The sequence below is a fragment of the Winkia sp. C0117E2 genome, assembly GCF_056590455.1.
The window spans coordinates 399,293-419,856 of record NZ_JBWPWD010000002.1 but is presented as its reverse complement, the minus strand read 5'-3'; the positions used below and the strand labels follow the sequence as shown (position 1 = coordinate 419,856).

20 protein-coding genes are annotated in these 20,564 nt (G+C 54.1%); 1 reads left to right on the top strand and 19 read right to left on the bottom strand.

Annotated features, from left to right (window positions below; genetic code table 11):
• Nucleotides 1-200: 200 nt before the first annotated feature.
• Complete coding sequence (aceE, locus tag AC1EKG_RS04375; RefSeq protein ID WP_004806308.1) at nt 201-2,948, top strand: pyruvate dehydrogenase (acetyl-transferring), homodimeric type; 2,748 nt, start codon at nt 201-203, stop codon at nt 2,946-2,948.
• Between the two features lie 227 nt (nt 2,949-3,175).
• Here aceE and AC1EKG_RS04370 read toward each other — a convergent pair whose 3' ends face one another.
• From AC1EKG_RS04370 to AC1EKG_RS04280, 19 genes are all read right to left on the bottom strand, one after another.
• Nucleotides 3,176-3,496: a hypothetical protein gene (locus AC1EKG_RS04370; protein ID WP_004806307.1), complete on the bottom strand. Its 321-nt coding sequence runs from the start codon at nt 3,494-3,496 to the stop codon at nt 3,176-3,178.
• Nucleotides 3,496-3,999: a DUF3145 domain-containing protein gene (locus AC1EKG_RS04365; RefSeq protein WP_004806306.1), complete on the bottom strand. Its 504-nt coding sequence runs from the start codon at nt 3,997-3,999 to the stop codon at nt 3,496-3,498. Before AC1EKG_RS04365 ends, AC1EKG_RS04370 begins: the two co-directional genes overlap by 1 nt.
• Nucleotides 4,000-4,142: 143 nt before the next feature.
• Nucleotides 4,143-4,634, bottom strand: a complete 492-nt coding sequence (def, locus tag AC1EKG_RS04360) for a peptide deformylase (protein ID WP_004806305.1) — start codon at nt 4,632-4,634, stop codon at nt 4,143-4,145.
• Entirely contained in the window at nt 4,634-6,415 is a 1,782-nt protein-coding gene (locus AC1EKG_RS04355; RefSeq protein WP_004806303.1) for a proline--tRNA ligase, read from the bottom strand. Before AC1EKG_RS04355 ends, def begins: the two co-directional genes overlap by 1 nt.
• A gap of 56 nt (nt 6,416-6,471) precedes the next feature.
• The gene (gene ispG / locus AC1EKG_RS04350; RefSeq protein WP_004806302.1) at nt 6,472-7,623 is read right to left on the bottom strand and encodes a flavodoxin-dependent (E)-4-hydroxy-3-methylbut-2-enyl-diphosphate synthase; all 1,152 of its coding nucleotides are present in this window, start codon (nt 7,621-7,623) and stop codon (nt 6,472-6,474) included.
• Between the two features lie 51 nt (nt 7,624-7,674).
• Nucleotides 7,675-8,937 (bottom strand): M50 family metallopeptidase, encoded by a 1,263-nt coding sequence (locus AC1EKG_RS04345; protein ID WP_004806301.1) that lies wholly within the window; start codon nt 8,935-8,937, stop codon nt 7,675-7,677.
• A gap of 1 nt (nt 8,938) precedes the next feature.
• Nucleotides 8,939-10,108: a 1-deoxy-D-xylulose-5-phosphate reductoisomerase gene (dxr, locus tag AC1EKG_RS04340; RefSeq protein ID WP_048707026.1), complete on the bottom strand. Its 1,170-nt coding sequence runs from the start codon at nt 10,106-10,108 to the stop codon at nt 8,939-8,941.
• Nucleotides 10,105-10,656 (bottom strand): DivIVA domain-containing protein, encoded by a 552-nt coding sequence (locus tag AC1EKG_RS04335; RefSeq protein WP_004806292.1) that lies wholly within the window; start codon nt 10,654-10,656, stop codon nt 10,105-10,107. The genes dxr and AC1EKG_RS04335 overlap by 4 nt, the downstream gene beginning before the upstream one ends.
• Entirely contained in the window at nt 10,653-11,837 is a 1,185-nt protein-coding gene (gene rlmN / locus AC1EKG_RS04330; RefSeq protein ID WP_004806290.1) for a dual-specificity RNA methyltransferase RlmN, read from the bottom strand. The genes AC1EKG_RS04335 and rlmN overlap by 4 nt, the downstream gene beginning before the upstream one ends.
• Before the next feature lies 1 nt (nt 11,838).
• Nucleotides 11,839-12,711, bottom strand: a complete 873-nt coding sequence (locus tag AC1EKG_RS04325) for a phosphatidate cytidylyltransferase (RefSeq protein WP_004806287.1) — start codon at nt 12,709-12,711, stop codon at nt 11,839-11,841.
• Between the two features lie 15 nt (nt 12,712-12,726).
• Nucleotides 12,727-13,284 (bottom strand): ribosome recycling factor, encoded by a 558-nt coding sequence (gene frr, locus AC1EKG_RS04320; protein WP_004806285.1) that lies wholly within the window; start codon nt 13,282-13,284, stop codon nt 12,727-12,729.
• Nucleotides 13,281-14,015 carry a UMP kinase gene (pyrH, locus tag AC1EKG_RS04315; RefSeq protein WP_004806284.1) on the bottom strand — a complete coding sequence of 245 codons (735 nt, stop codon included), beginning with the start codon at nt 14,013-14,015 and terminating at the stop codon, nt 13,281-13,283. The genes frr and pyrH overlap by 4 nt, the downstream gene beginning before the upstream one ends.
• A 71-nt stretch (nt 14,016-14,086) precedes the next feature.
• Nucleotides 14,087-14,929 (bottom strand): translation elongation factor Ts, encoded by an 843-nt coding sequence (gene tsf, locus AC1EKG_RS04310; RefSeq protein WP_004806283.1) that lies wholly within the window; start codon nt 14,927-14,929, stop codon nt 14,087-14,089.
• Between the two features lie 14 nt (nt 14,930-14,943).
• Nucleotides 14,944-15,810, bottom strand: a complete 867-nt coding sequence (gene rpsB, locus AC1EKG_RS04305; RefSeq protein ID WP_004806280.1) for a 30S ribosomal protein S2 — start codon at nt 15,808-15,810, stop codon at nt 14,944-14,946.
• 237 nt (nt 15,811-16,047) lie between these two features.
• Nucleotides 16,048-16,512, bottom strand: a complete 465-nt coding sequence (locus tag AC1EKG_RS04300; RefSeq protein WP_081499169.1) for a M23 family metallopeptidase — start codon at nt 16,510-16,512, stop codon at nt 16,048-16,050.
• Between the two features lie 76 nt (nt 16,513-16,588).
• A complete protein-coding gene (locus AC1EKG_RS04295; protein WP_004806278.1) occupies nt 16,589-17,497 on the bottom strand; it encodes a tyrosine recombinase XerC in 909 nt (302 codons plus the stop codon).
• Between the two features lie 12 nt (nt 17,498-17,509).
• Nucleotides 17,510-18,625 carry a DNA-processing protein DprA gene (gene dprA / locus AC1EKG_RS04290; RefSeq protein ID WP_481067752.1) on the bottom strand — a complete coding sequence of 372 codons (1,116 nt, stop codon included), beginning with the start codon at nt 18,623-18,625 and terminating at the stop codon, nt 17,510-17,512.
• Entirely contained in the window at nt 18,618-20,144 is a 1,527-nt protein-coding gene (locus AC1EKG_RS04285) for a YifB family Mg chelatase-like AAA ATPase (protein ID WP_481067751.1), read from the bottom strand. The genes dprA and AC1EKG_RS04285 overlap by 8 nt, the downstream gene beginning before the upstream one ends.
• Nucleotides 20,141-20,485 (bottom strand): YraN family protein, encoded by a 345-nt coding sequence (locus AC1EKG_RS04280; RefSeq protein WP_004806270.1) that lies wholly within the window; start codon nt 20,483-20,485, stop codon nt 20,141-20,143. The genes AC1EKG_RS04285 and AC1EKG_RS04280 overlap by 4 nt, the downstream gene beginning before the upstream one ends.
• Nucleotides 20,486-20,564 lie beyond the last annotated feature (79 nt).

Sequence of the window (20,564 nt, the reverse complement as noted above, 5' to 3'; positions counted from 1 at the left end):
AAACGGGTACGTGTCTGTGTTCACTTTACATTGTCACGCCCCCCAATGGGACATCTCACCCCCACTTGGGACACGAATATCATCCTTCCGGCCGAACTTTTCCGGGACTTATGGCACAATTCAAAGTGAACGAGGGACTTTTGTGCCCCTATCCGGCAAGGACGCCTCCTCGGGGTGTCCTTTTAGAGGAAAGAGATGACGTGCCCGAACAGAACCAGTCGAGCCCGCTTGTTGACGGTTTGTTAGTACAGATCCCTGACAACGATCCTGAAGAAACAAGCGAGTGGATTGAATCACTAGATGATCTGATCGAGGAGCGGGGTGCAAACCGCACGCGGTATGTCATGCTTGCAATGCTGAATGCAGCACGCCGCAAGAACGTGTCGGTTCCCGCATCCTTCACCACCCCATACATCAACACTATTCCAGCGCAGAACGAACCCTACTTCCCAGGCGACGAAAACACTGAACGCGCATACCGTCGCTGGATTCGCTGGAACGCGGCAGTACAGGTGACCAGGGCACAGCGCCCAGGCATTGGCGTCGGCGGCCACATTTCGTCCTACGCTTCTGTGTCCACCCTGTATGAGGTCGGCTTTAACCATTTCTTCCGAGGTAAGTCCCATCCCGGCGGAGGCGACCACATCTTCTTCCAGGGTCATGCCTCCCCCGGCATCTATGCGCGCGCATTCCTTGAAGGCCGCATCAGTGAAGAAGAAATGGACGGCTTCCGCCAGGAGGTTTCCACGCCCTCGGGACTGCCGTCCTACCCCCACCCAAGGCAACGTCCCGATCTTTGGGAGTACCCAACCGTGTCCATGGGATTAGGACCTGCAGAAGCAATCTACCAAGCTTGGTTCGACAAGTACCTGCACCTAAATGGCATCAAGGACACCTCTGAGCAGCACACCTGGGCGTTCCTTGGTGACGGTGAAATGGACGAACCGGAATCTAGGGGCATGCTCCAGACCGCCGCCGCCCAGAACCTCGACAACCTCACCTTTGTTGTCAACTGCAACCTGCAGCGACTAGACGGCCCCGTCCGCGGCAATGGCAAGATCATTCAGGAGCTGGAATCCTTCTTCAAGGGAGCCGGCTGGAACGTAATCAAGGTAATCTGGGGCCGTGGCTGGGACGGATTGCTCGCAGCAGACAAGGACCACGCGCTCGTACACCTGATGGACGAGGTACGTGACGGTGATTACCAGACTCTTAAGGCCAATGACGGCGCCTACGTGCGCGAGCACTTCTTCGGTCGCGACCCACGTACGAAGGAATTGGTAAAGAACTGGACTGACGAGCAGATTTGGGATCTTCGCCGCGGTGGCCACGACTACCGCAAGGTATATGCCGCCTACGATGCTGCTCTGAAGCACAAGGGCCGTCCTACCGTGATTTTGGCCCATACGATTAAGGGCTATGCACTCGGGGAACACTTTGCTGGGCGAAACGCAACTCACCAGATGAAGAAGCTTACCCTTGAGGATCAGAAGGCACTGCGCGACAGGCTACAGATCCCGATCACTGATGAGGAACTAGAGAAGGATCCGTACAAGCCTCCGTACTACATGCCTGACAAGGACGATCCAGCTCTTCGGTACATGCTCGAACGTCGCGAGGCCCTAGGCGGATACCTACCCTCGCGCCACCACGAAGATCCGCACCTTGAGCTTCCCGGCGATAAAGCCTACAAGATGATGACCAAGGGCTCTGGGAAGCAGAAGGTTGCTACCACCATGGCGCTGGTACGCCTCCTCAAAGAGCTCATGCGCGACAAGAACATCGGTAACCGCTTCGTTCCGATTATTCCGGATGAAGCACGTACCTTCGGCCTCGACGCTATGTTCCCGACCGCAAAGATCTTCAACGTTCACGGCCAGAACTACACGGCGGTAGATCACGACCTGATGCTGTCATACAAGGAATCCGCTCAGGGTCGACTAATGCACACCGGCATTAACGAAGCCGGTTCTGCTGCACTAATGCAGGTCGTTGGTACATCGTATGCAACCCATAACGTTCCGATGATTCCGTTCTACATCTTCTACTCGATGTTCGGATTCCAGCGTACTGGCGACCAGTTCTGGGCAGCGGGCGACCAGCTAGCACGCGGATTTGTGATTGGCGCTACTGCCGGTCGCACCACCCTAACTGGCGAGGGAACTCAGCACATGGACGGTCATTCGCCCGTCATTGCTGCAACCAACCCCGCCTTTGTCCACTACGATCCCGCCTACGCCTACGAAATCGGGCACATCTTCCGCGATGGCCTGCAGCGTATGTACGGAGATCCCGGCGACCGCGATCCAAACGTAATGTACTACCTAACCGTGTACAACGAGCCGATTGTGCAGCCTGCCGAGCCGGAAAACGTGGACGTCGAAGGCATTCTCCGCGGCATTTACAAGGTGGATGAGGCACCGGAAGATCGTCCCACCGTCAACCTGATGGCTTCTGGCGTTGCCGTGCCATGGGCCCGGCATGCTCGCGAACTACTGCTGAACGACTGGGGCATCGGTGCCAACGTGTGGTCAGTCACCTCATGGGGTGAACTCCGCCGAGATGGCATGGAAGCTAACCGGAAGAACTACCTGGATCCGGATCACTACACCAAGCCCTACGTGACACAGAAGCTCGAAAATACCGGTGGCCCATTCGTCGCGTCCACCGATTTCGACCACATGCTCCCGGATCTGTTGCGCGAATGGATTCCCGGAAGGTACTACACCCTCGGTGCAGACGGTTTCGGCTTCTCCGACACTCGCCCAGCCGCTCGTAGGCACTTCCTGATCGACGCGGAATCGATCGTAGTTCGGGCCCTACAGGCAATGGCTGACGACGGAATGATCGAACGCGACCTAATCCGTCAGGCCATTGAAAAGTATGACCTGATGAACGTCAATGCGACCTCGCATCGAGTTGACGATTCCGATGACTCGGTAGCCTAACGGCAAAGACAATTTGGGGGATGTTCCGCGGAACATCCCCCAAATTTTTGCCCAAATGCCGTGTCCTAAGTGGCTGCGTATTCGCGCCGCGGTACGAAGCTGGACTCGCTTCTTAAACGTTAAAATCTAGACGCCAGTATTGCCATCAAGATAGAGCCATAGGAATTCGTGCTTTCGCGAACCTTTGCAAAGAATAGCTACTAACTGTCGGAAACTGAGGAGCCGAACTACTTTTGATTACTGGCGAAAGCTCCGATCAGATCAGCAACGCTCTTCGCGCTATCTACATCTTTATCCATGGCTACATAGCCTTCATCTTCTACTCTCGCCACAACGGCCCAGAGCTGAAGGTCAGTAAGACCAAGAGATTCTAAGGTGTCGTCCTCTTCGACAACATGCCCCACTTCCCCGGCCAACGCCTGGCGAACTTGGGTTCGCAGTTCTTCACTGTGAGAAGTAGTTCGCCCGCTACCACCCTCGCCGGATTCACTGAAGTCTTCGTCCTGTAGTGCCGCGAGTTTAGCTAAAGCCTCTGCATCTAGTGCCATTACCCCACCCTATGCAACCAGCGGACGGGGGCTCCAGATCCTGCATACCGGAATGGCTCCAGCTCTTCGTCCCACGCTACGCCTAATGCGACGTCAAGTTTCTCCTGGAGCAAAGTAGCATCTCCCCCTGCCTCTTCCAGCGCCGCTCTAATCCTGTTCTCGGGTACAACAACATTCCCGGCGACGTCAGTTTGTGCATGGAATATTCCGAGGGACGGAGTATGCGACCAACGACCTCCATCTGCTCCAGCAGAAGCGTCCTCAGTCACCTCGTATCGCAAATGCTCCCACCCGCGCAGAGCAGACGCGAGTTGGACACCGGTGCCAGACTTCCCCACCCAGCTGAATTCAGCACGGAAAGTGCCCTCTTGTGCGGGCTGTTCTGTCCAATCCATGGATACTTTTGTCCCCAACACGTCGGAGACAATCCACTCCACGTGAGGGCAGAGTGCACGCGGGGCTGAATGCACGAAAAGTACACCGCGCGAGAACGTTCCATTCATTTTGGACCTCCATAATACTGAGGGACGTCTTCCCCTACGACCTCAGGGTGATCCATTCGGCGGTGTGCAAAACTATTGAACACCACACCTATACGAAATAACAAGCCGGCACGCCGTTAGCAGCGTGCCGGCCCGAAAACTTCTTAGAGCCCCTGCTCGCGAAGTTCCTTCATCGCTTTCCGCCGGTATTTCTTAGACAACCGATCCAAGTACAGATGCCCATCCAGGTGGTCGCACTCGTGCTGAATGCAACGGCCCATTAGTTCTTCGCCCTCGACTACAACCTTCTTGCCATCAAGATCAATACCCTCTGCCCTGGCGTACCAGGCGCGCTCCGTTGGGAACCAGAGTCCGGGCACCGACAAACAGCCTTCGTCGCCATCTTGATATTCGTCCTCGGACAATTCCACAATCTTCGGATTCAAGATGTAACCGATCTCGCCATCAATATTCCAGCTGAAAGCGCGCACGCCCACACCAATTTGGTTAGCGGCGAGGCCAGCGCGGCCATCCATATCAACGGTCTCTAAAAGGTCCTCGACGAGTTCCTTGATCGAGTCATCAATATCAGTAATCGTCTCGCACTCAGTGCGCAAGATAGGGTCACCAACAACCCTAATGTCTCGAAGTGCCACTAGTCCTCCTTAGCGGAAATAATCGTGTAGGCGATTTTGTCCACGGCGTCTTCATAAGGCAGCTGGGTACGCTCACCAGTTGCTCTATTGCGCAGTTCCACTACGCCTTCTTTTTCGAAGTCTCGTCCGACGACAATCGAATACGGCACGCCGATCAGTTCCGAATCCTTGAACTTGACGCCCGCCGAGACCTTCTGCCGGTCGTCATAAATGACGTCTAGACCGCAACCATGCAATCCTTCGGCCAAGTTTGCAGCGGCTTCAAATACTCCTGCGTGTTTGCCAGTAGCCAATACGTGCACATCAAATGGTGCAATCGCGGGATGCCAGATCAACCCAGCATCGTCATGTCCAACTTCTGCCAGAGCTGCCAGCACACGAGAAACACCGATCCCGTAAGAGCCCATGGTCACGACCTGAGCCTTACCGTTCTGATCCAGAACTTTCAGGTCCAGTGCCTTGGCGTACTTGCGCCCTAGCTGGAAAATATGTCCAATTTCGATACCACGGGCCAACTCCAGTGGGCCAGATCCATCCGGTGCCTGGTCGCCCTCTCTGACCTCAGATGCCTCAATAAAGCCGTCTGCAACGAAATCACGACCATATACAAAGTCGTAATAGTGATAGCCGGCCTTATTACCACCAGTAATCCACGCGGAGCCTTCCGCGACATGCGGATCCAACAAGTATTTCGGACCAGTGGAATTGCCCTCGGCATCCTTCGGCGCGTTAGGGCCGCACACCGATGGCCCGATATAGCCGGGAACTAACCCCGGGAAAGCAGCCAGATCCTGCTCGTTAGCGAACTCAATTTCCGCAGGCGATAGAGCAGCCTCAACGCGACGAATGTCCACCTCTCGGTCACCAGGTATACCGATCACAATGACTTCGCGGTGACCGTCGGGATGCACTGCCGTTAGCGCCACGGATTTCAGTGTATCCGCCGCATCCCAGTCGCGGTCATCGCGACGGTAATGAGCATTAGAATAATCGACTAATGCTGCGATGGTGCCGGCACCCGGAGTTTCCTCCAAGTGTGCAGCAGGAGACTGTTCAGTAATTGGCTCCGGCCGAGGGGTCGTGACCGCCTCAACATTGGCGGCAAAACCACCTGCAGAACGCACAAACGTATCCTCGCCAATTTCGCAGGGGAACAAGAATTCCTCGCTACGAGAGCCTCCCATAGGGCCCGACATGGCCGAACAAATTACATACGGCAGATTCACGCGTTCAAAAATCCGCTGATACGCCTTACGCATAGACTCGTAAGACTTCTCTAGCCCCTCATCATCAATGTCAAAGCTGTACGCGTCCTTCATGACAAATTCTCGGCCGCGAATCAGACCAGCACGAGGACGAGCTTCGTCACGATATTTCGTCTGGATCTGGTACAGAGTAGCCGGCAAGTCCTTGTAGGAGGAGTACATGTCCTTCACCATCAAGGTGAACATTTCCTCGTGAGTCGGAGCAAGCAGCATGTCCGCGCCCTTGCGATCATTCAGCCTAAACAGGTTCGGGCCATATTCTTCCCACCTGCCGGTAGCCTCATAAGGCTCTTTCGGCAGCAGGGCAGGGAACAAGACTTCCTGGGCACCCGCCCGTTCCATCTCTTCGCGCACAATCGCTTCTAGCTTACGAAGCACACGAATCCCCAAAGGAAGCCACGTATAAACCCCCGGGGCTACCCTGCGGATATAGCCCGCGCGGACTAACAGCTTATGGCTTGCGACCTCGGCGTCGGCCGGGTCTTCACGTAAGGTTCGTACGAAATACGATGACATCTGAGCTAACACGCCTACAACTTTAGTAGACGTGGCCCAGATATAGCTACTTCGTCCTATACCAGGACTTGAACCCCTTCGCCTTCGCCCTCGGGCATGTCTTCGGCAAGCTTGTTGGCATACCGGATCAGTGTAGGCACAATATCGGTCTCGGGGACTGTCTCGACGACCTTTCCCTTAATAAAGATCTTGCCCTTTTGATTGCCGGAAGCCACGCCAAGATCAGCCTCACGAGCTTCACCCGGGCCGTTGACGACACATCCCATAACCGCTACTCGGAGCGGAACCTTCAAATCTTTCAATCCCTCTGTAACGGCATTCGCCAAAGTGTAGACATCCACCTGGGCACGCCCACACGACGGACACGAGACAATCTCGAGCGTACGGTCACGAAGACCCAGAGACTGTAGGATTTCAACCCCTACCTTTACCTCTTCAACGGGAGGAGCAGACAGGGAGACGCGAATCGTATCGCCAATGCCCTGGCGCAATAGTGCACCAAAAGCGGTAGCGGACTTAACCGTCCCCTGCAGAGCAGGACCCGCTTCAGTCACTCCAAGATGTAGCGGCCAGTCCCCCTTCGAAGACAGCAGCTCATAAGTCTTAATCATTGTGACCGGATCGTGGTGCTTCACAGAAATAGCAAAATCGTGGAAATCATACTGCTCAAAAAGCGACGCTTCCCAGACGGCGGACTCCACCATTGCTTCCGGAGTAGCCCCTCCATACTTCTTGTAAAGTTTCGGGTGCAAAGAACCTGCATTGACTCCGATACGCAGAGACGTCCCGTGGTCCCTAGCCGCCTTGACAATATCTTCAATCTGATCGTCAAACTTGCGGATATTTCCCGGGTTCACACGCACCCCTGCACAGCCGCCCTCGATAGCAGCAAAGACGTACCTGGGCTGGAAATGGATATCGGCAATAACCGGAATGTTTGACTTCTTCGCAATAATTGGAAGCGCTTCGGCGTCATCCGCAGACGGGCAGGCAACTCGCACAATATCGCATCCTGCAGCAGTCAACTCTGCGATTTGCTGCAAGGTACCGCCAATGTCGGTGGTCTTAGTAGTGCACATCGACTGCACCGTGACCGGAGCGTCGCCACCAACCCACAAATTACCTAGTCGGACCTTACGGGTCTTCTTCCGGGGGAAAACGTTCCGAACTTCTGGCATTCCTAAAGATACAGCTTCACTCACAGACATAAGTATGCCCAACTGAGGCTCAATTGTCGCCCGGCTTCGCCGCGAGCCATATCACGAAAGCTGAATCGGGACCACAAAATCTGCAACAACAAGAAGCACGGTAAGCAAAAGAAAAACTCCAAATACCCCGTACGTAAGTGGCATTAGGCGCGCAGTATCAACAGGTTGCGGCTTTTTCTGCCCCCGCATACGTGCCAAAAAATTACGCACACCTTCCCACAGCGCTCCTGCAATGTGCCCGCCATCAAGAGGAAGTAGTGGAATTAGGTTGAAAGCGAACAAAGCCATATTCACTCCGCCCCACAGGGAAATAAGCATAGCGATGCGGTCCGTTAACGTAACTTTTGCCGTGGAAGCTACGTCTCCGGCAATGTGTCCTACGCCGACCACAGAAACGACGCCATTCGGATCGCGCGGAGCTCCAGTAAAGACTGACTTGCTAACTTCAAATACCTGAACTGGCAGTTTCCCGATTACCGCTAAGGTTCCTGTGAACTGTTGCCACACACTCTGGGCTACCTGTGAGGCACTCAGACGTTTCCTGCTTGTCGCAGCGGTAATGCCAATAGGTCCATCACTAGGTATAGTCACTCTAACAGTTCTAGTATGACCGTCTCGGATAACTTCAAACGGGGTTAGCTGGCTACTGTGCGCCTTAATTTGCCGCGTAATATCTTGCCATGAATTCGTCGGGACTCCGCCTATGGAGGTTATCTTGTCCCCTGATCTCAAGCCCCCTTTGAAAGCCGCTTGGTGACAGGACGCATCACTACAGCTATCAACACTTGCCAGCGAAGTTTCAGGCACTGCAACCCCTATGCCTGCCAATGTAACCACCGCACAGCCAACGGCGAGCAATAGATTCACCAGGGGGCCTGAAAACATGACCACGATTTTTTTCGAGGCGGACAACTGCCAAAAGGCTTTGCGGCCATGCTGATCTAGCAGGTCAGCGGCAGAAGCCTCACGGGCCTCCTGGGCCAGTGTGAGGCGTACGTCCTGCTGCCGGCTTCTATCCATCAGTTCGTAGTCAGCAGCCCTAATGGGTTCACCGTCAATGGAGCCAATTACCTCATCGGCTCTAGCGGGTGGGAACATTCCTCCAATACGCACATAACCGCCCAGCAAAATAGCCTTTATGCCGTAGACAGTTCCACCAACTCGTTTAGCCCAGAGGGTGGGCCCAAACCCGACCATGTATTTAGGGACGGCCGCACCAAATTTCTTTGCGGGCAGCATATGTCCGCACTCGTGTAGAGCAACCGAGACGATGAGCCCGATTACTACGACAAGAACGCCAAGCAAGAAAGACATATCAGTTCAGTAGTTGTTTCGCTCTAGTTCGCGCCCAATTTTCAGCTTCATGAAGCTGAGCTAGATCAGGCTCGTCAACTCCTGAAAATTCCGCTACAACCTTTTGCACCGTGTCAACTATCGCCAGGTAGGGCACCTGTCCTGCCAAGAAAGCATCTACCAATACCTCATTCGCGGCGTTAAACACCGCGGGGTGGGCAGCGGAAGCTGCGACAGCCTGCCGAGCAATATCTATAGCAGGGAAGGTTTGACTATCGATCGGCTCGAAGGTCCAAGCACTAGCTTTATCCCACTGCAACGCCGGTGCCACTTCTACCAGTCTCTTTGGCCAGGTGAGGCCAAGGGCAATTGGAATCTTCATAGATGGAGGGGATGCTTGCAGCAATGTCGCACCGTCTTTGAAGGTGACCATGGAATGCACAATGGACTGGGGGTGTACTACAGGAATAATATTCTCGGGCGCGATATCGAAAAGAAGATATGCCTCAATCAGTTCGAGGGCCTTATTCACCAGGGTAGATGAATTAATAGTTACCACCGGCCCCATTGCCCACGTAGGGTGGTTCAACGCTTGCTGCGGGGTTACTGCCGAAAGTTCAGCCCGGCTCTTCCCCCTAAAAGGACCCCCGGAGGCGGTAAGAACGAGCTTGTCAACCTCTGAATGGCCATCCTGATTCTGGCTAGTAAGACCACGGTTATGGACTCCACCCGACAGCGATTGGGCAATAGCGGAGTGCTCAGAATCCACCGGAACAATCTGGCCCGGCCGCACCATAGCCGCTCGCACAAGCGAACCGCCAACCACAAGCGACTCTTTGTTAGCCAGTGCGAGCGTCGCACCACTTTGCAGAGCAGCGAGTGTAGATTCCAATCCCACGGCACCATTTATCCCATTTAGTACCGTTCCATTAGGAACAGCCTTAGCCGCACGAACTACTGCTTCAGCGCCGAAATCAACATTCGAGATGTCGGACAGCTTTTCCTTCGCAAGTGGGTTAGCTACTGCAACAAACGCAGGTTTGAACTCGTCAATCTGCCTACGCAACAGCTCTACATTAGAACCGCCACAGGCTAACGCTATGACTTCGAATTCACCAGGATGGGTCCTAATGACCTCCAAAGCCTGCGTACCGATGGAGCCCGTAGAGCCTAGTATTGATATCTGTTTCATTCTACCGACAGCAATATCTCAATAGCCCGATTCAGATAGGCGTCTACTACGCCCTCTTCATACGCTTTAGTACCGCGAGCATGCTTGAAGGTGACGCCCCTGATCTGATCGGCGGTAAGTACTTCCCCATCGTCAAAAAATGAAGCGATTCGATCTAGGAACTGATCGACCTGCTCGGCATCATAGCCCTTTCCAGAAGCAGGATGGTCAAAGCGCTCCCCCGCCGGACGCAGCAAGCGCGGGTAAAGCGTGGTAGCCCTCGAAGCTACCCGATCCAACCAGGCTTGTTGCCCGTTTACTGCCACGTGGTCGGCTCGGTCGCGTTTCACGAAGGCGGCTTCAAGTCTATCCAGAGCCCCATCTACGACCTCGGTAGCATATCCGCCACGAACCATAGAAAACCGGACTGCTCTAACCTCGGGAGAACTAAATTGCTCGGCCGGCATACCGCCCTCGTAGGCAGCCCGAGCTCTTTCAAAAAAGCTGTCTACCTCATTTTGGGTGTAGCCCTTCTTAGGCCATCTAGCTTTCGGAAAGACCTCGCTCATTGCTGCTCCTTCATTTTCTTTTCCACTGCTGTGGCCAGCTGACCGCAAGCCCCATCAATATCGGATCCGCGCGTGTCACGAATAGTTGTGGCCACACCGTTCCTTCTAAGAGTATCTACAAATTTTTGCTGGGCAGCCTTTGTCGAGGCCGTCCAGATAGAACCGGGGGTCGGATTCAATGGGATTGGGTTAACGTGAGCCCAACCGCTACCGCGAGAATTCAGTTCATCAGCGAGTAACTGCGCTCTCCAGGCATGATCATTCATGTTCTTGATAAGCGCATATTCGATGGATACGCGTCTACCAGTTACCTCGAAATATTGGTGCGCCGCATCCAGCAACTCACCTACTTTCCATCGGGAATTAATAGGAATAAGATCATCGCGCAAGTCATCATCGGGAGCGTGTAAAGAAACTGCCAGTGTTACCGGTAGGCCCTCTTTAGATAGCTTCTTAATCGCAGGGACCAACCCCACGGTAGAAACAGTAATGTTGCGAGCAGAAAGCCCGAACCCTTCCGGTGCTGGATCGATAAGACGGTGTAGCGCTCCCACGACCGTCTTGTAATTCGCCAACGGTTCTCCCATCCCCATGAAGACAACGTTGGTGAGTCTAGTTGGCCCCCCAGCAAGATCACCATCACGTGCGGCCTGACTAGCCCTGCGAACCTGATCTATTATCTCGCCAGTGGATAAATTCCTAGTAAGCCCCATCTGACCGGTGGCGCAAAATGGGCAAGCCATGCCGCAACCGGCTTGGGAAGACACACAAAGCGTTGTCCTGCTCGGATACCGCATCAGGACAGACTCAACACGGGCTCCATCAAAAAGTTCCCAAAGATGTTTCACTGTGCGACCATCGTCTGCCCTAATTGCAGCTGCCTCTTGGATAAGGCGCGGAAGCAGGAGCTCACAGATCTGGCTCCGCTGCCCGGCGGGCAAATCTGACATATCTGCCGGATTGGTAGTCAAGTGAGTGAAAAAATGCCTAGACAGCTGGTCGGCACGAAAGGCAGGCAGTCCTGCTTCCTTCAGAGCAGCCTTCCTACCAGCCAGATCGAAATCAGCTAGGTGGGTTGGTGCCTTACCGCGGCGCTTGGCTTTAAAAGAGAGAACTGGGCGAGCATCCGGGTGGGTAGCCCCCTCCGGCGCCTGATCCGTAGGCCTAACCTGTATGTTCATGTCACCAACCAAACGCAACGCGGAAGATAAAATAGCAAACTGGAGTCGCCAAAAGAATGGAATCCAACCTGTCCATAACACCTCCGTGTCCGGGCAGGAGCCATCCCATGTCTTTTAGACCGAGGTCCCGTTTTAGCAGAGATTCACCCAGATCGCCAAGTGAGCCAAATGTGGCAGCTGCAACGCCGAGCAAGATTCCCCAGAGCGGTGATGCACCCAACAACCACATGCCGACGGTTCCCGCCACTACCGCAGCTACCACCGATCCTGCGAATCCCTCCCAGGACTTCTTCGGCGAGATCTTTGGTGCCATTGGGGTCTTCCCCCACTTAACTCCTGCCGCATATCCGCCCGTATCGGAGCACACCGGCAACAGCACAGCTAACGCAACGGGCCACGTACCTTGCGGCGAAGACCCTATTAGAACAAGAAAACTTCCAAGGAATGGAACATAAGTTGCAGCGAAGACAGAGACTAAGATGTCCCGCATCGCTGACTGATCAAGTGACTCAACAGAGCGCCACAAGACCAGCGCCAACAAAGTAGCGAAATAGGCACCCATCATCCCTTCAGGGCCAATAAAGTACGCGCACACGACCATGCCCACCATGCCGACCCATAGGGGCGGCAACATTACCTCGCTATCTGATCGCGCAAATGCCCCAGCTAATTCGTAAAGCCCTAAAGCGCCAGCGAGGATGATAAGCACGGCAAGTGGGAACGGGTGCAGCAAAGAAAGCAAAAGTGCGCCAATGAGCGCAGCGCCCACACCAATCGCCGCAGGCAAATTCCTTCCGGCCTTTCCAGTAGGGGCAGCTTTTGCCCGCTCTTGGGTAGCTTTAGGCCGCAGAATGTTCTTCGCTCGTTGACGCACTTTCCCTACCTGAGACTAGATAGTCAGCAGTTCTTCTTCTTTCGCTTCCATGACTTTGTCGACCTTCTCGACATAGGTCTTGGTTAGGCCTTCGAGATCCTTTTGAGCACGCTCAACGTCGTCCTCGCCTGCGTCGCCATCTTTCTTGATCTCGTCGAGTTGATCCATGCCCTTGCGACGAATACCGCGCACCGCGATGCGGCCCTCTTCGGCCTTAGTCTTAGCAAGCTTCACGTATTCCTTGCGACGCTCCTCGGTGAGGGCAGGCAGGGTAACACGGATAATCTTGCCGTCATCAGTGGGGTTAACGCCAAGGTCGGACTCACGAATTGCCTTGATAATGGCATCCATGGCGCCCTTGTCAAATGGGTTAACAATGACGGTGCGAGCTTCAGGAATGTTGAACGAGGCAAGCTGCTGCAAAGGAGTAGGCGCCCCATAGTAATCAACCTGAATAGAATCGAACATCGAAGTGTTGGCGCGCCCCGTGCGAATGTTAGAGAACTCTTCGCGGGTAAAGGCCAACGCCTTTTTCATTCGATTTTCGCAATCGCTAAGAACTTCCTTAATCACTTGCTTGTCCCTTCGTCTGCAGTTACCAGTGTTCCAATCTTCTCACCTAATAAGGCGCGAGTTACGTTCCCTTGCCCATTCATGCCAAAAACACGCATGTTCAGACTGTTCTCGCTGCAAAGACCGAATGCAGTTGCGTCAACGACGCGAAGTCCTTCAGCCAGAGCCTCACGGTATGTTACTCGGTCGTAACGCACCGCATCTGGATTTGCCTTAGGATCATCGGTGTAAACACCATCCACGCCATTCTTTGCAACTAGTAGCTCCTGGCAGTGGGTTTCCAGAGCTCGCTGCGCGGAGACAGTGTCGGTGGAGAAATATGGCATGCCAGCGCCAGCGCCGAAAATGACTACGCGACCTTTTTCCATGTGCCTGATGGCTCGAAGCGGGATGTATGGCTCAGCGACCTGGGTCATAGCAATCGCCGACTGGACCCTGCAGGTAACTCCCGCCTGCTCTAGAAAATCCTGAAGAGCCAGGGCGTTCATCACCGTACCAAGCATGCCCATGTAATCTGCGCGCGCTCGGTCTAGGCCCTTGGTGACTAGCTCAGCACCACGGAAGAAATTTCCGCCGCCCACAACGACTGCCACTTGCACGCCCTGCGCGACGGCTTGCGCGATCTGCTTTGCAACACCGGAGACTACCTCGGAATCTAACCCTACGGCGCCTCCTCCGAACACCTCCCCAGACAACTTCAGGAGAACTCGGCGAGGTTGTTGTGCAGACATAGCTAGCCTTTCTTTGCTGTAAACATGCCGGTGGCCCCGAGCCTACCGCCCGGGGCCATCCTTTGCTGGACTTAAGCGCCTACGTGGAAGCGGACGAAGGACTTCACTTCGCCGCCTGCCTGTTCAACGATCTGACCCACCGTGTGCTTGGGATCCTTTGCGTAATCCTGATCAAGCAAGCAGTGATCCTTGTAGAAGGACTTCATACGCCCCTCAACGATCTTCGGCACAATCTTTTCGGGCTTGCCCTCGTTGATTGTGAGTTCAGTTAGAGTCTGACGTTCCTTCTCGAGATCCTCTGCGGGAACATCGGATTCAGAGAGGTAATCAGGCTGGTATGCCGCAATGTGCATTGCCACATCGTGCGCAATCTGCTCAGCAGCGTCGTCGGTACCAACTAGAACGCCAACCTGCGGGGGCAGATCCGGGTTCGAGTAGTGCATGTACTTGGTGACCTTGGGCGCTTCAACGCGGGCCATACGAGAGACCTCAATCTTCTCGCCAATTACGGCTGCAATTGCGTCTACCTTGTCCTTGACGGTTCCCTCTTCAGCCTTAGCTGCAAGCAGCTCTTCGGCGTTGGTTGCACCGGACTCGACAGCGGCTTCAAGTACCTCGTTGGCAAAATCAATGAACTTCTGATTCTTTGCCACGAAGTCGGTCTCGGAGTTTACCTCGACCATGACGCCAACCTGGCTGCCATCGACATCAGCAATGTGAGCCAACACTAGGCCAGCAGAGGCCGAGCGATCTTCACGCTTGGAGATGGACTTCAAACCCTTCAGGCGGATGATCTTCAGAGCTTCGTCGTGATCACCATTGGCCTCGTCAAGAGCCTTCTTGACATCAAGCATGCCCGCGCCAGTTTCCTCGCGCAGAGACTTGATATCTGCAGTGGTGTAGTTCTTTGCCATTTTGTTTCCCCTAATTACTTTGCGGAGGCAGCATCGGCTGCCGGGGTCTCAGACTTGGACTCTTCTCCCTTGGCAGCCGACTCCGACTCTTCAGCCTTAGCTTCTTCCTTGCCTTCGGAACCTTCCAGAATCTCGCGTTCCCAGTCGGCCAGAGGCTGGCCTTCCTCGTCCTTGTTAGAGGACTTCGAGTTAGAGCGAGCTAGAAGACCATCAGCTACTGCGTCAGCAATGACGCGAGTCAGCAATTCGACAGCGCGGATAGCGTCGTCGTTGCCAGGGATACGGTAGTCAACTTCGTCAGGATCGCAGTTGGTATCCAGGATGGCGACAACGGGGATGTTGAGCTTGCGGGCTTCAGCAACCGCGAGGTGTTCCTTCTTGGTGTCGACAATCCAAACAGCCGACGGCACCTTGGCCATGTCACGGATGCCACCAAGGGTGCGGGCGAGCTTGTCACGCTCACGACGCATCATCAGCAGTTCCTTCTTGGTGTAAGAGGAGCCAGCGACGTCGTCAAAATCGATCTGCTCAAGTTCCTTCAGGCGCTGCAGACGCTTGTTGACGGTGGAGAAATTAGTCAACATACCGCCGAGCCAACGCTGGTTGACGTAGGGCATGCCGACGCGGGTTGCCTGCTCAGCAATAGCTTCCTGAGCCTGCTTCTTGGTACCCACGAACAGCAGGGTGCCGTTGTGTAGCACGGTCTGCTTCACGAAGTCATAAGCCTCGTCAATACCGGTTAGGGTCTGCTGCAGATCGACGATGTAGATGCCGTTACGGTCAGTTAGAATGAACGGCTTCATCTTCGGGTTCCAGCGACGAGTCTGGTGCCCGAAGTGAACGCCAGCTTCAAGCAGCTGGCTCATGGTTACTACTGCCATGATAATTCCTCTCTGACGCGCCAAAGCGCGCGGGGCCTTTGCCCCTAGTTTCGGTTACGTTTCAACGGTTCCTGGTGCAACGAACGCCAACACCCCGAAGGGACCGCTGTCGGCGCACCGGCAAAAGCCGAAAATTGCACGCGAAGTCACCCACCTACGGTGAGTGCTATGAAGCAGTTTAGCTGAGCAAGTGAGTACTTCCAAGCCCGCGGCCGTGAATTTCGCCTCCGCTTTCTTCTATAGCGGTTTTAGCCTTATGGGTCCGAAGAGAAATTGAAGAGGGTTTATATACCGATCTCGTCCCACCAGAGCTCCCCAATGCAATGCGTCATGATGCCCTGGCATAAGCGTTCCTATAAATTGTCCTTTCTTAACGCTTTGGCCCTTTTTCAGATCCGATCGCACAGGTTCATACGTTGTGCGAAGGTGCTCTGAATGCTTTATTGAGATCACATATTTCCCGGCAATGTTGCCAGAAAAATAGACGGTTCCTGCCGCCGGCGCAAAGATTTTCCTGCCGCATGCCAAATCAACTCCCCTGTGCCCTGCAAGCCACTTCTTTGCTGGCGGAGCAAAACTGCGGACTACCCGGGACTTATATCCGCATGGCCACAGAAAACGATAGTGTGGAACGGCACTGCTTGTGGGGCAACGGCTCAGAGCGAAAACTAGACAGGTACATACACAAAATAACTTCTTCATAGTCTTAACTGAAGAATAATTATCCTCTGATTGAGGGGCTGAAAACCACTAACTGTGGATCGTAAACTGTGGATGCTTAGGCTCGGGGATGTGCCTGCAAAAATGCGGCTCTAAGACGAGCATCATCAATATGCGTGTATCTTTGAGTAGTTTGCATTGAGGAGTGCCCAAGCAGTTCTTGGACGGCTCTAAGATCGGCTCCCCCCGCCAATAGCGAAGTTGCCGCAGAGTGCCGCAGTCCATGTGGCCCGACGTCCGCTAGCCCCGCGAGCGCGCTTATTTTCGTGACCGCTCGCCGTACTGCTCGGTCCGAGAGACGAATTCCTCTATTAGATATGAATAGGGCTTTCGTATTCTGCTTCGATTTGCCAAGCAGCCTGTCTCGGTTCTGCCGCAGATAACAGCGGAGCGCATTCCTTGCTGGTATGCCAAAGGGTACTGTGCGTTCCTTTGCGCCCTTGCCGAATACCCGGATAACGAGTTCGTCCATGTTGAGATCTGGTAGATCTAGTCCTACCAACTCTGAGACTCTAATGCCGGTGGCATATAGCAGTTCTAATGCGGCCCAATCACGGATAGAGGCAGGATCATCGCCAACCTTCTTTGCTACCGCAAGGAATAAATCTGCCTGTTCTGAGGTATATAGCCCGGGGAAAGTTTTCTGTAGTTTCGGCGATTTCAGTCTTGCGGCAGGGTTATCTGAGATAATCCCCCTGCCCTTAGCCCAGGCACAAAAAGAGCGTAGAGCCGCTGCCCTGCGCGCAAGTGAAGCACGGGCACTGCCATGCTCAGCATAATTTGCCAACCAATCTCGTAAGTTTTGTAAAGACAGATCCTCTGGCCTAAGCGACTGGTTACCGTCCTTATCTACAAACGCGAAGTAATCCCTTACGTCGCCTGTATAGGCTCGCACGGTGTTCTGACTCATAGAGCGAGCCGAACGCAAATAATCGGCATATGCCGTCAGAGTTTCTTCTACTTCCACTATGGGCAAATTCTACTGCATGCGCCTATAGGATTTCCCATTACGACTAATGCGGCCAGCCATCTCCAGTGTTCCGAGGGCAGCGCTTACCTCAATTGGAGGGATCCCGGATACAACCACCAGCTTTTCGCAGATTGTAGAACCTACCTTCGGAAAAGCATCCAGAACTCTGGATTCTCGTTCGTCAAGATCGTCAAGAAGACTGCCACATGATGGAGGACGCGACAGGCTCTCCCGTTCTCCCAGTATTTCCATAATGTCGTTCTGATCGGTGATACAGGTTGCGCCCTCCTGGAGCAACCTATTAGTACCTTTAGACATCTCGGAAGTAATGGGCCCAGGAACGGCCCCCAGTTCTCTGCCTAGCTCAAGGGCATGGCGAGCAGTATTTAGGGCTCCTGAACGAGACGCTGCTTCGATGACGACAGTTAGTGGGCACAGAGCAGCAATAAGACGGTTTCTGTCTAGAAAGCGCCATCGCGATGGCCGTCGTCCTGGTGCGATTTGCGAGATTATTCCTCCGTTTACCTTTATCTGTTCGAACATCTGAGAGTTCATCTGCGGGTATAGCCGATCTAGTCCTCCAGCTTGCACTGTAAGCGTGTTTCCTGCTGCAGAAAGAGCCCCTCTATGTACTGCGGCATCGATGCCGTATGCCCCTCCAGAGATCGTAGTTACTCCTTTTGCTGACAGTGAGTGTGAAAGTTGAGCCGCTACTTCGTCTCCGTACCGGGTAGATGCTCGGGCACCCACAAGTGCAGCAGAAGCATCTAGTCCTCGGAGAATCTCCTCGTTTCCTATAAACCAGAGGCCGAAGGGGGCCTGTTCTACCAACCGTCTGCCGGTTAGAGGCCATTCTGGGTCGGAAGGAATTAGGAACCTATGCCCCTGAGTTCCCCATCTAGCCAAGAGCCCCGCAACCTCGCTTGGATTTAGCCGGGCCCGCCAGGCCTCTGCCCGCTGCGAAACGAGCTTTCCCATCTTCCCCGAAATTGGCGGAACCTTCTGACTAGAGAGCAACCATTCATATGACTGCACTACACCAACCTCGGTTGCGAAGGAGAGCGCTACCGTATCCGCTGGTTCACTAACCAATGCCCAACCTAGCCTTGCCTCGCGCTCATCCATTTTGTCCTCCGTTCCTGGTGCGTAGTATGAAGGCCTTGGCTATGTCGTCGGCCTCCAAATTGTCACGCCCCGCCAGATCTGCAAGAGTTCGCGCTACTCGCAGAATTCGGTCCTTTCCACGCATCGTTATGACCGACTGCTCAACTAATTCATCAAGTTTTAGATTCTGCTTTGCACTCACAAACTTCCTTAGCACCGGTCCCTTCAGGAAAGCGTTTAGGCAGCCACTACGCTCGCGCTGTACCTGCCTTGCCGCTTCGATCCGGGGGCGGATACTAGCGGAAGACTCTGGTGCCGGCCCTGCAAGAGTGCCAGGTTTTGGTGGAGCCATATCAACATGAATGTCCATTCGGTCTAGCAGCGGACCAGAAAGTCTAGTTAGATATCTTCGGCGTTGATAGGGAGTACATACACACCTACCAGAAGTATCTCCGGCATACCCGCAGGGGCAGGGATTAGCAGCCACTATCAACTGGAACTTTGCCGGAAGGGTAACTGCCCCAAGACTGCGATGAATAGTAAGCGATCCTGATTCAATTGGCTGTCGCAAGGCGTCTAATACCGACGGGGCAAATTCGGGTGCCTCATCCAAAAACAGCACCCCATTGTGAGCAAGAGAGATAGCGCCTGGACGCGCAAGACCACTGCCACCTCCAATCATTGCCGCCATAGATGCATTGTGATGGGGCGCGATGAAAGGAGGCGCGTATATCAACCCTTCACTAGGATCCAACGTGCCAGCTACCGAATGAATAGCCGTTGTCTCGATTGCTTCTTTTTCCGACAATGGTGGCATTATCGTTGGCAACCGTTTCGCCAACATAGTCTTGCCAGATCCCGGAGTGCCGAGAAAGAAGATATTGTGTCCTCCGGCAGCGGCGACCTCTAGAGCCAATCGCCCTTCAAATTGGCCATACACCTCGGCCATGTCTATCGCATCTAAGCTAGTTTTTGCAGGCATGGCTAAAGGTTCAGAATCGGGATATACGACTTCGCGAGCCGGTTCAATTCCGAGGTGATTAGCTAGATCCCCAAAGTTGCGCACCCCAATTGGCCGAGCTCCGGGTACTAAAGAGGCCTCTTCCAGATTCTGGATTGGGACCACTACCCTCGGTTTACCTTGTTCTACCGCCGCAATCACTCCAGGGAGAACGCCAGTTACTGGATGTATAGTTCCATCCAAACCGCATTCACCTAGATACACACACTCACGCGCAATATTTCTGCACTTTGCACTTGCAGTTGCAATAGCAGCCACCGCAATCGCTAGATCGAAACCAGTTCCTGCCTTCTTTAAAGATGCCGGTGCTAAATTTACAGTCAGATGCCCACTCGGAAATGGTAAAGCTCCACTTGAGATAGCCGCCCCCACCCTGTGAGAGGCCTCCCGCAAAGCAGAATCGGGCAAACCTATAACTGTAAAGCCTGGTAGCGAACGTGCCCTCTTCGCCTCAACCCTAACTACATGACCAGTAGCTCCTAAGACTACGACTGACCAGGTGTGCGTGTAATTGCTCATTGCACGCCCCGTATGTAGGTAACCCTCGGAGGAATGACGCAGTCTATTCCAACCACATCAATCCGCATCAGCGTTGGACCATGGCGGCGAATCCATTCTGAAGCAAGCGCTCGCAGATGTACCATCTTTTTGTGATCAACGGCCTCGACGGGGGCTCCGGCAACACGAGATCGACGAGTCTTTACCTCGCAAATAACAGTTGTTCCCGCAGCCGGATCGAACGCAACAATATCGGCCTCCAAGTGCCCCGCGCGCCAGTTGCGTTCCAATATGACTAAGCCCGCATCAGTGAGGACCTTGCAAGCTAGGGATTCCCCCGCATTTCCAATTTCACCGCTCATACCTCGAGTCTGGCCACCGCAGCCAGCTCTTGCATCCAAGAGACGCCACAGCTGTGGAAAGTGGGGGCGTTATTTTCTG

Bases quoted from the DNA above. Each gene is read 5' to 3' on its own strand.
- rlmN (WP_004806290.1), bottom strand. From the start codon at position 11,837: ATGAACATACAGGTTAGGCCTACGGATCAGGCGCCGGAGGGGGCTACC.
- tsf (WP_004806283.1), bottom strand. From the start codon at position 14,929: ATGGCAAAGAACTACACCACTGCAGATATCAAGTCTCTGCGCGAGGAA.
- dxr (WP_048707026.1), bottom strand. From the start codon at position 10,108: ATGAAACAGATATCAATACTAGGCTCTACGGGCTCCATCGGTACGCAG.
- dprA (WP_481067752.1), bottom strand. From the start codon at position 18,625: ATGGATGAGCGCGAGGCAAGGCTAGGTTGGGCATTGGTTAGTGAACCA.
- AC1EKG_RS04355 (WP_004806303.1), bottom strand. From the start codon at position 6,415: ATGTCATCGTATTTCGTACGAACCTTACGTGAAGACCCGGCCGACGCC.
- pyrH (WP_004806284.1), bottom strand. From the start codon at position 14,015: ATGTCTGCACAACAACCTCGCCGAGTTCTCCTGAAGTTGTCTGGGGAG.
- ispG (WP_004806302.1), bottom strand. From the start codon at position 7,623: ATGTCTGTGAGTGAAGCTGTATCTTTAGGAATGCCAGAAGTTCGGAAC.
- AC1EKG_RS04345 (WP_004806301.1), bottom strand. From the start codon at position 8,937: ATGTCTTTCTTGCTTGGCGTTCTTGTCGTAGTAATCGGGCTCATCGTC.
- AC1EKG_RS04285 (WP_481067751.1), bottom strand. From the start codon at position 20,144: ATGAGCAATTACACGCACACCTGGTCAGTCGTAGTCTTAGGAGCTACT.
- AC1EKG_RS04280 (WP_004806270.1), bottom strand. From the start codon at position 20,485: ATGAGCGGTGAAATTGGAAATGCGGGGGAATCCCTAGCTTGCAAGGTC.
- AC1EKG_RS04370 (WP_004806307.1), bottom strand. From the start codon at position 3,496: ATGGCACTAGATGCAGAGGCTTTAGCTAAACTCGCGGCACTACAGGAC.
- rpsB (WP_004806280.1), bottom strand. From the start codon at position 15,810: ATGGCAGTAGTAACCATGAGCCAGCTGCTTGAAGCTGGCGTTCACTTC.
- AC1EKG_RS04365 (WP_004806306.1), bottom strand. From the start codon at position 3,999: ATGAATGGAACGTTCTCGCGCGGTGTACTTTTCGTGCATTCAGCCCCG.
- AC1EKG_RS04300 (WP_081499169.1), bottom strand. From the start codon at position 16,512: ATGAAGAAGTTATTTTGTGTATGTACCTGTCTAGTTTTCGCTCTGAGC.
- AC1EKG_RS04335 (WP_004806292.1), bottom strand. From the start codon at position 10,656: ATGAGCGAGGTCTTTCCGAAAGCTAGATGGCCTAAGAAGGGCTACACC.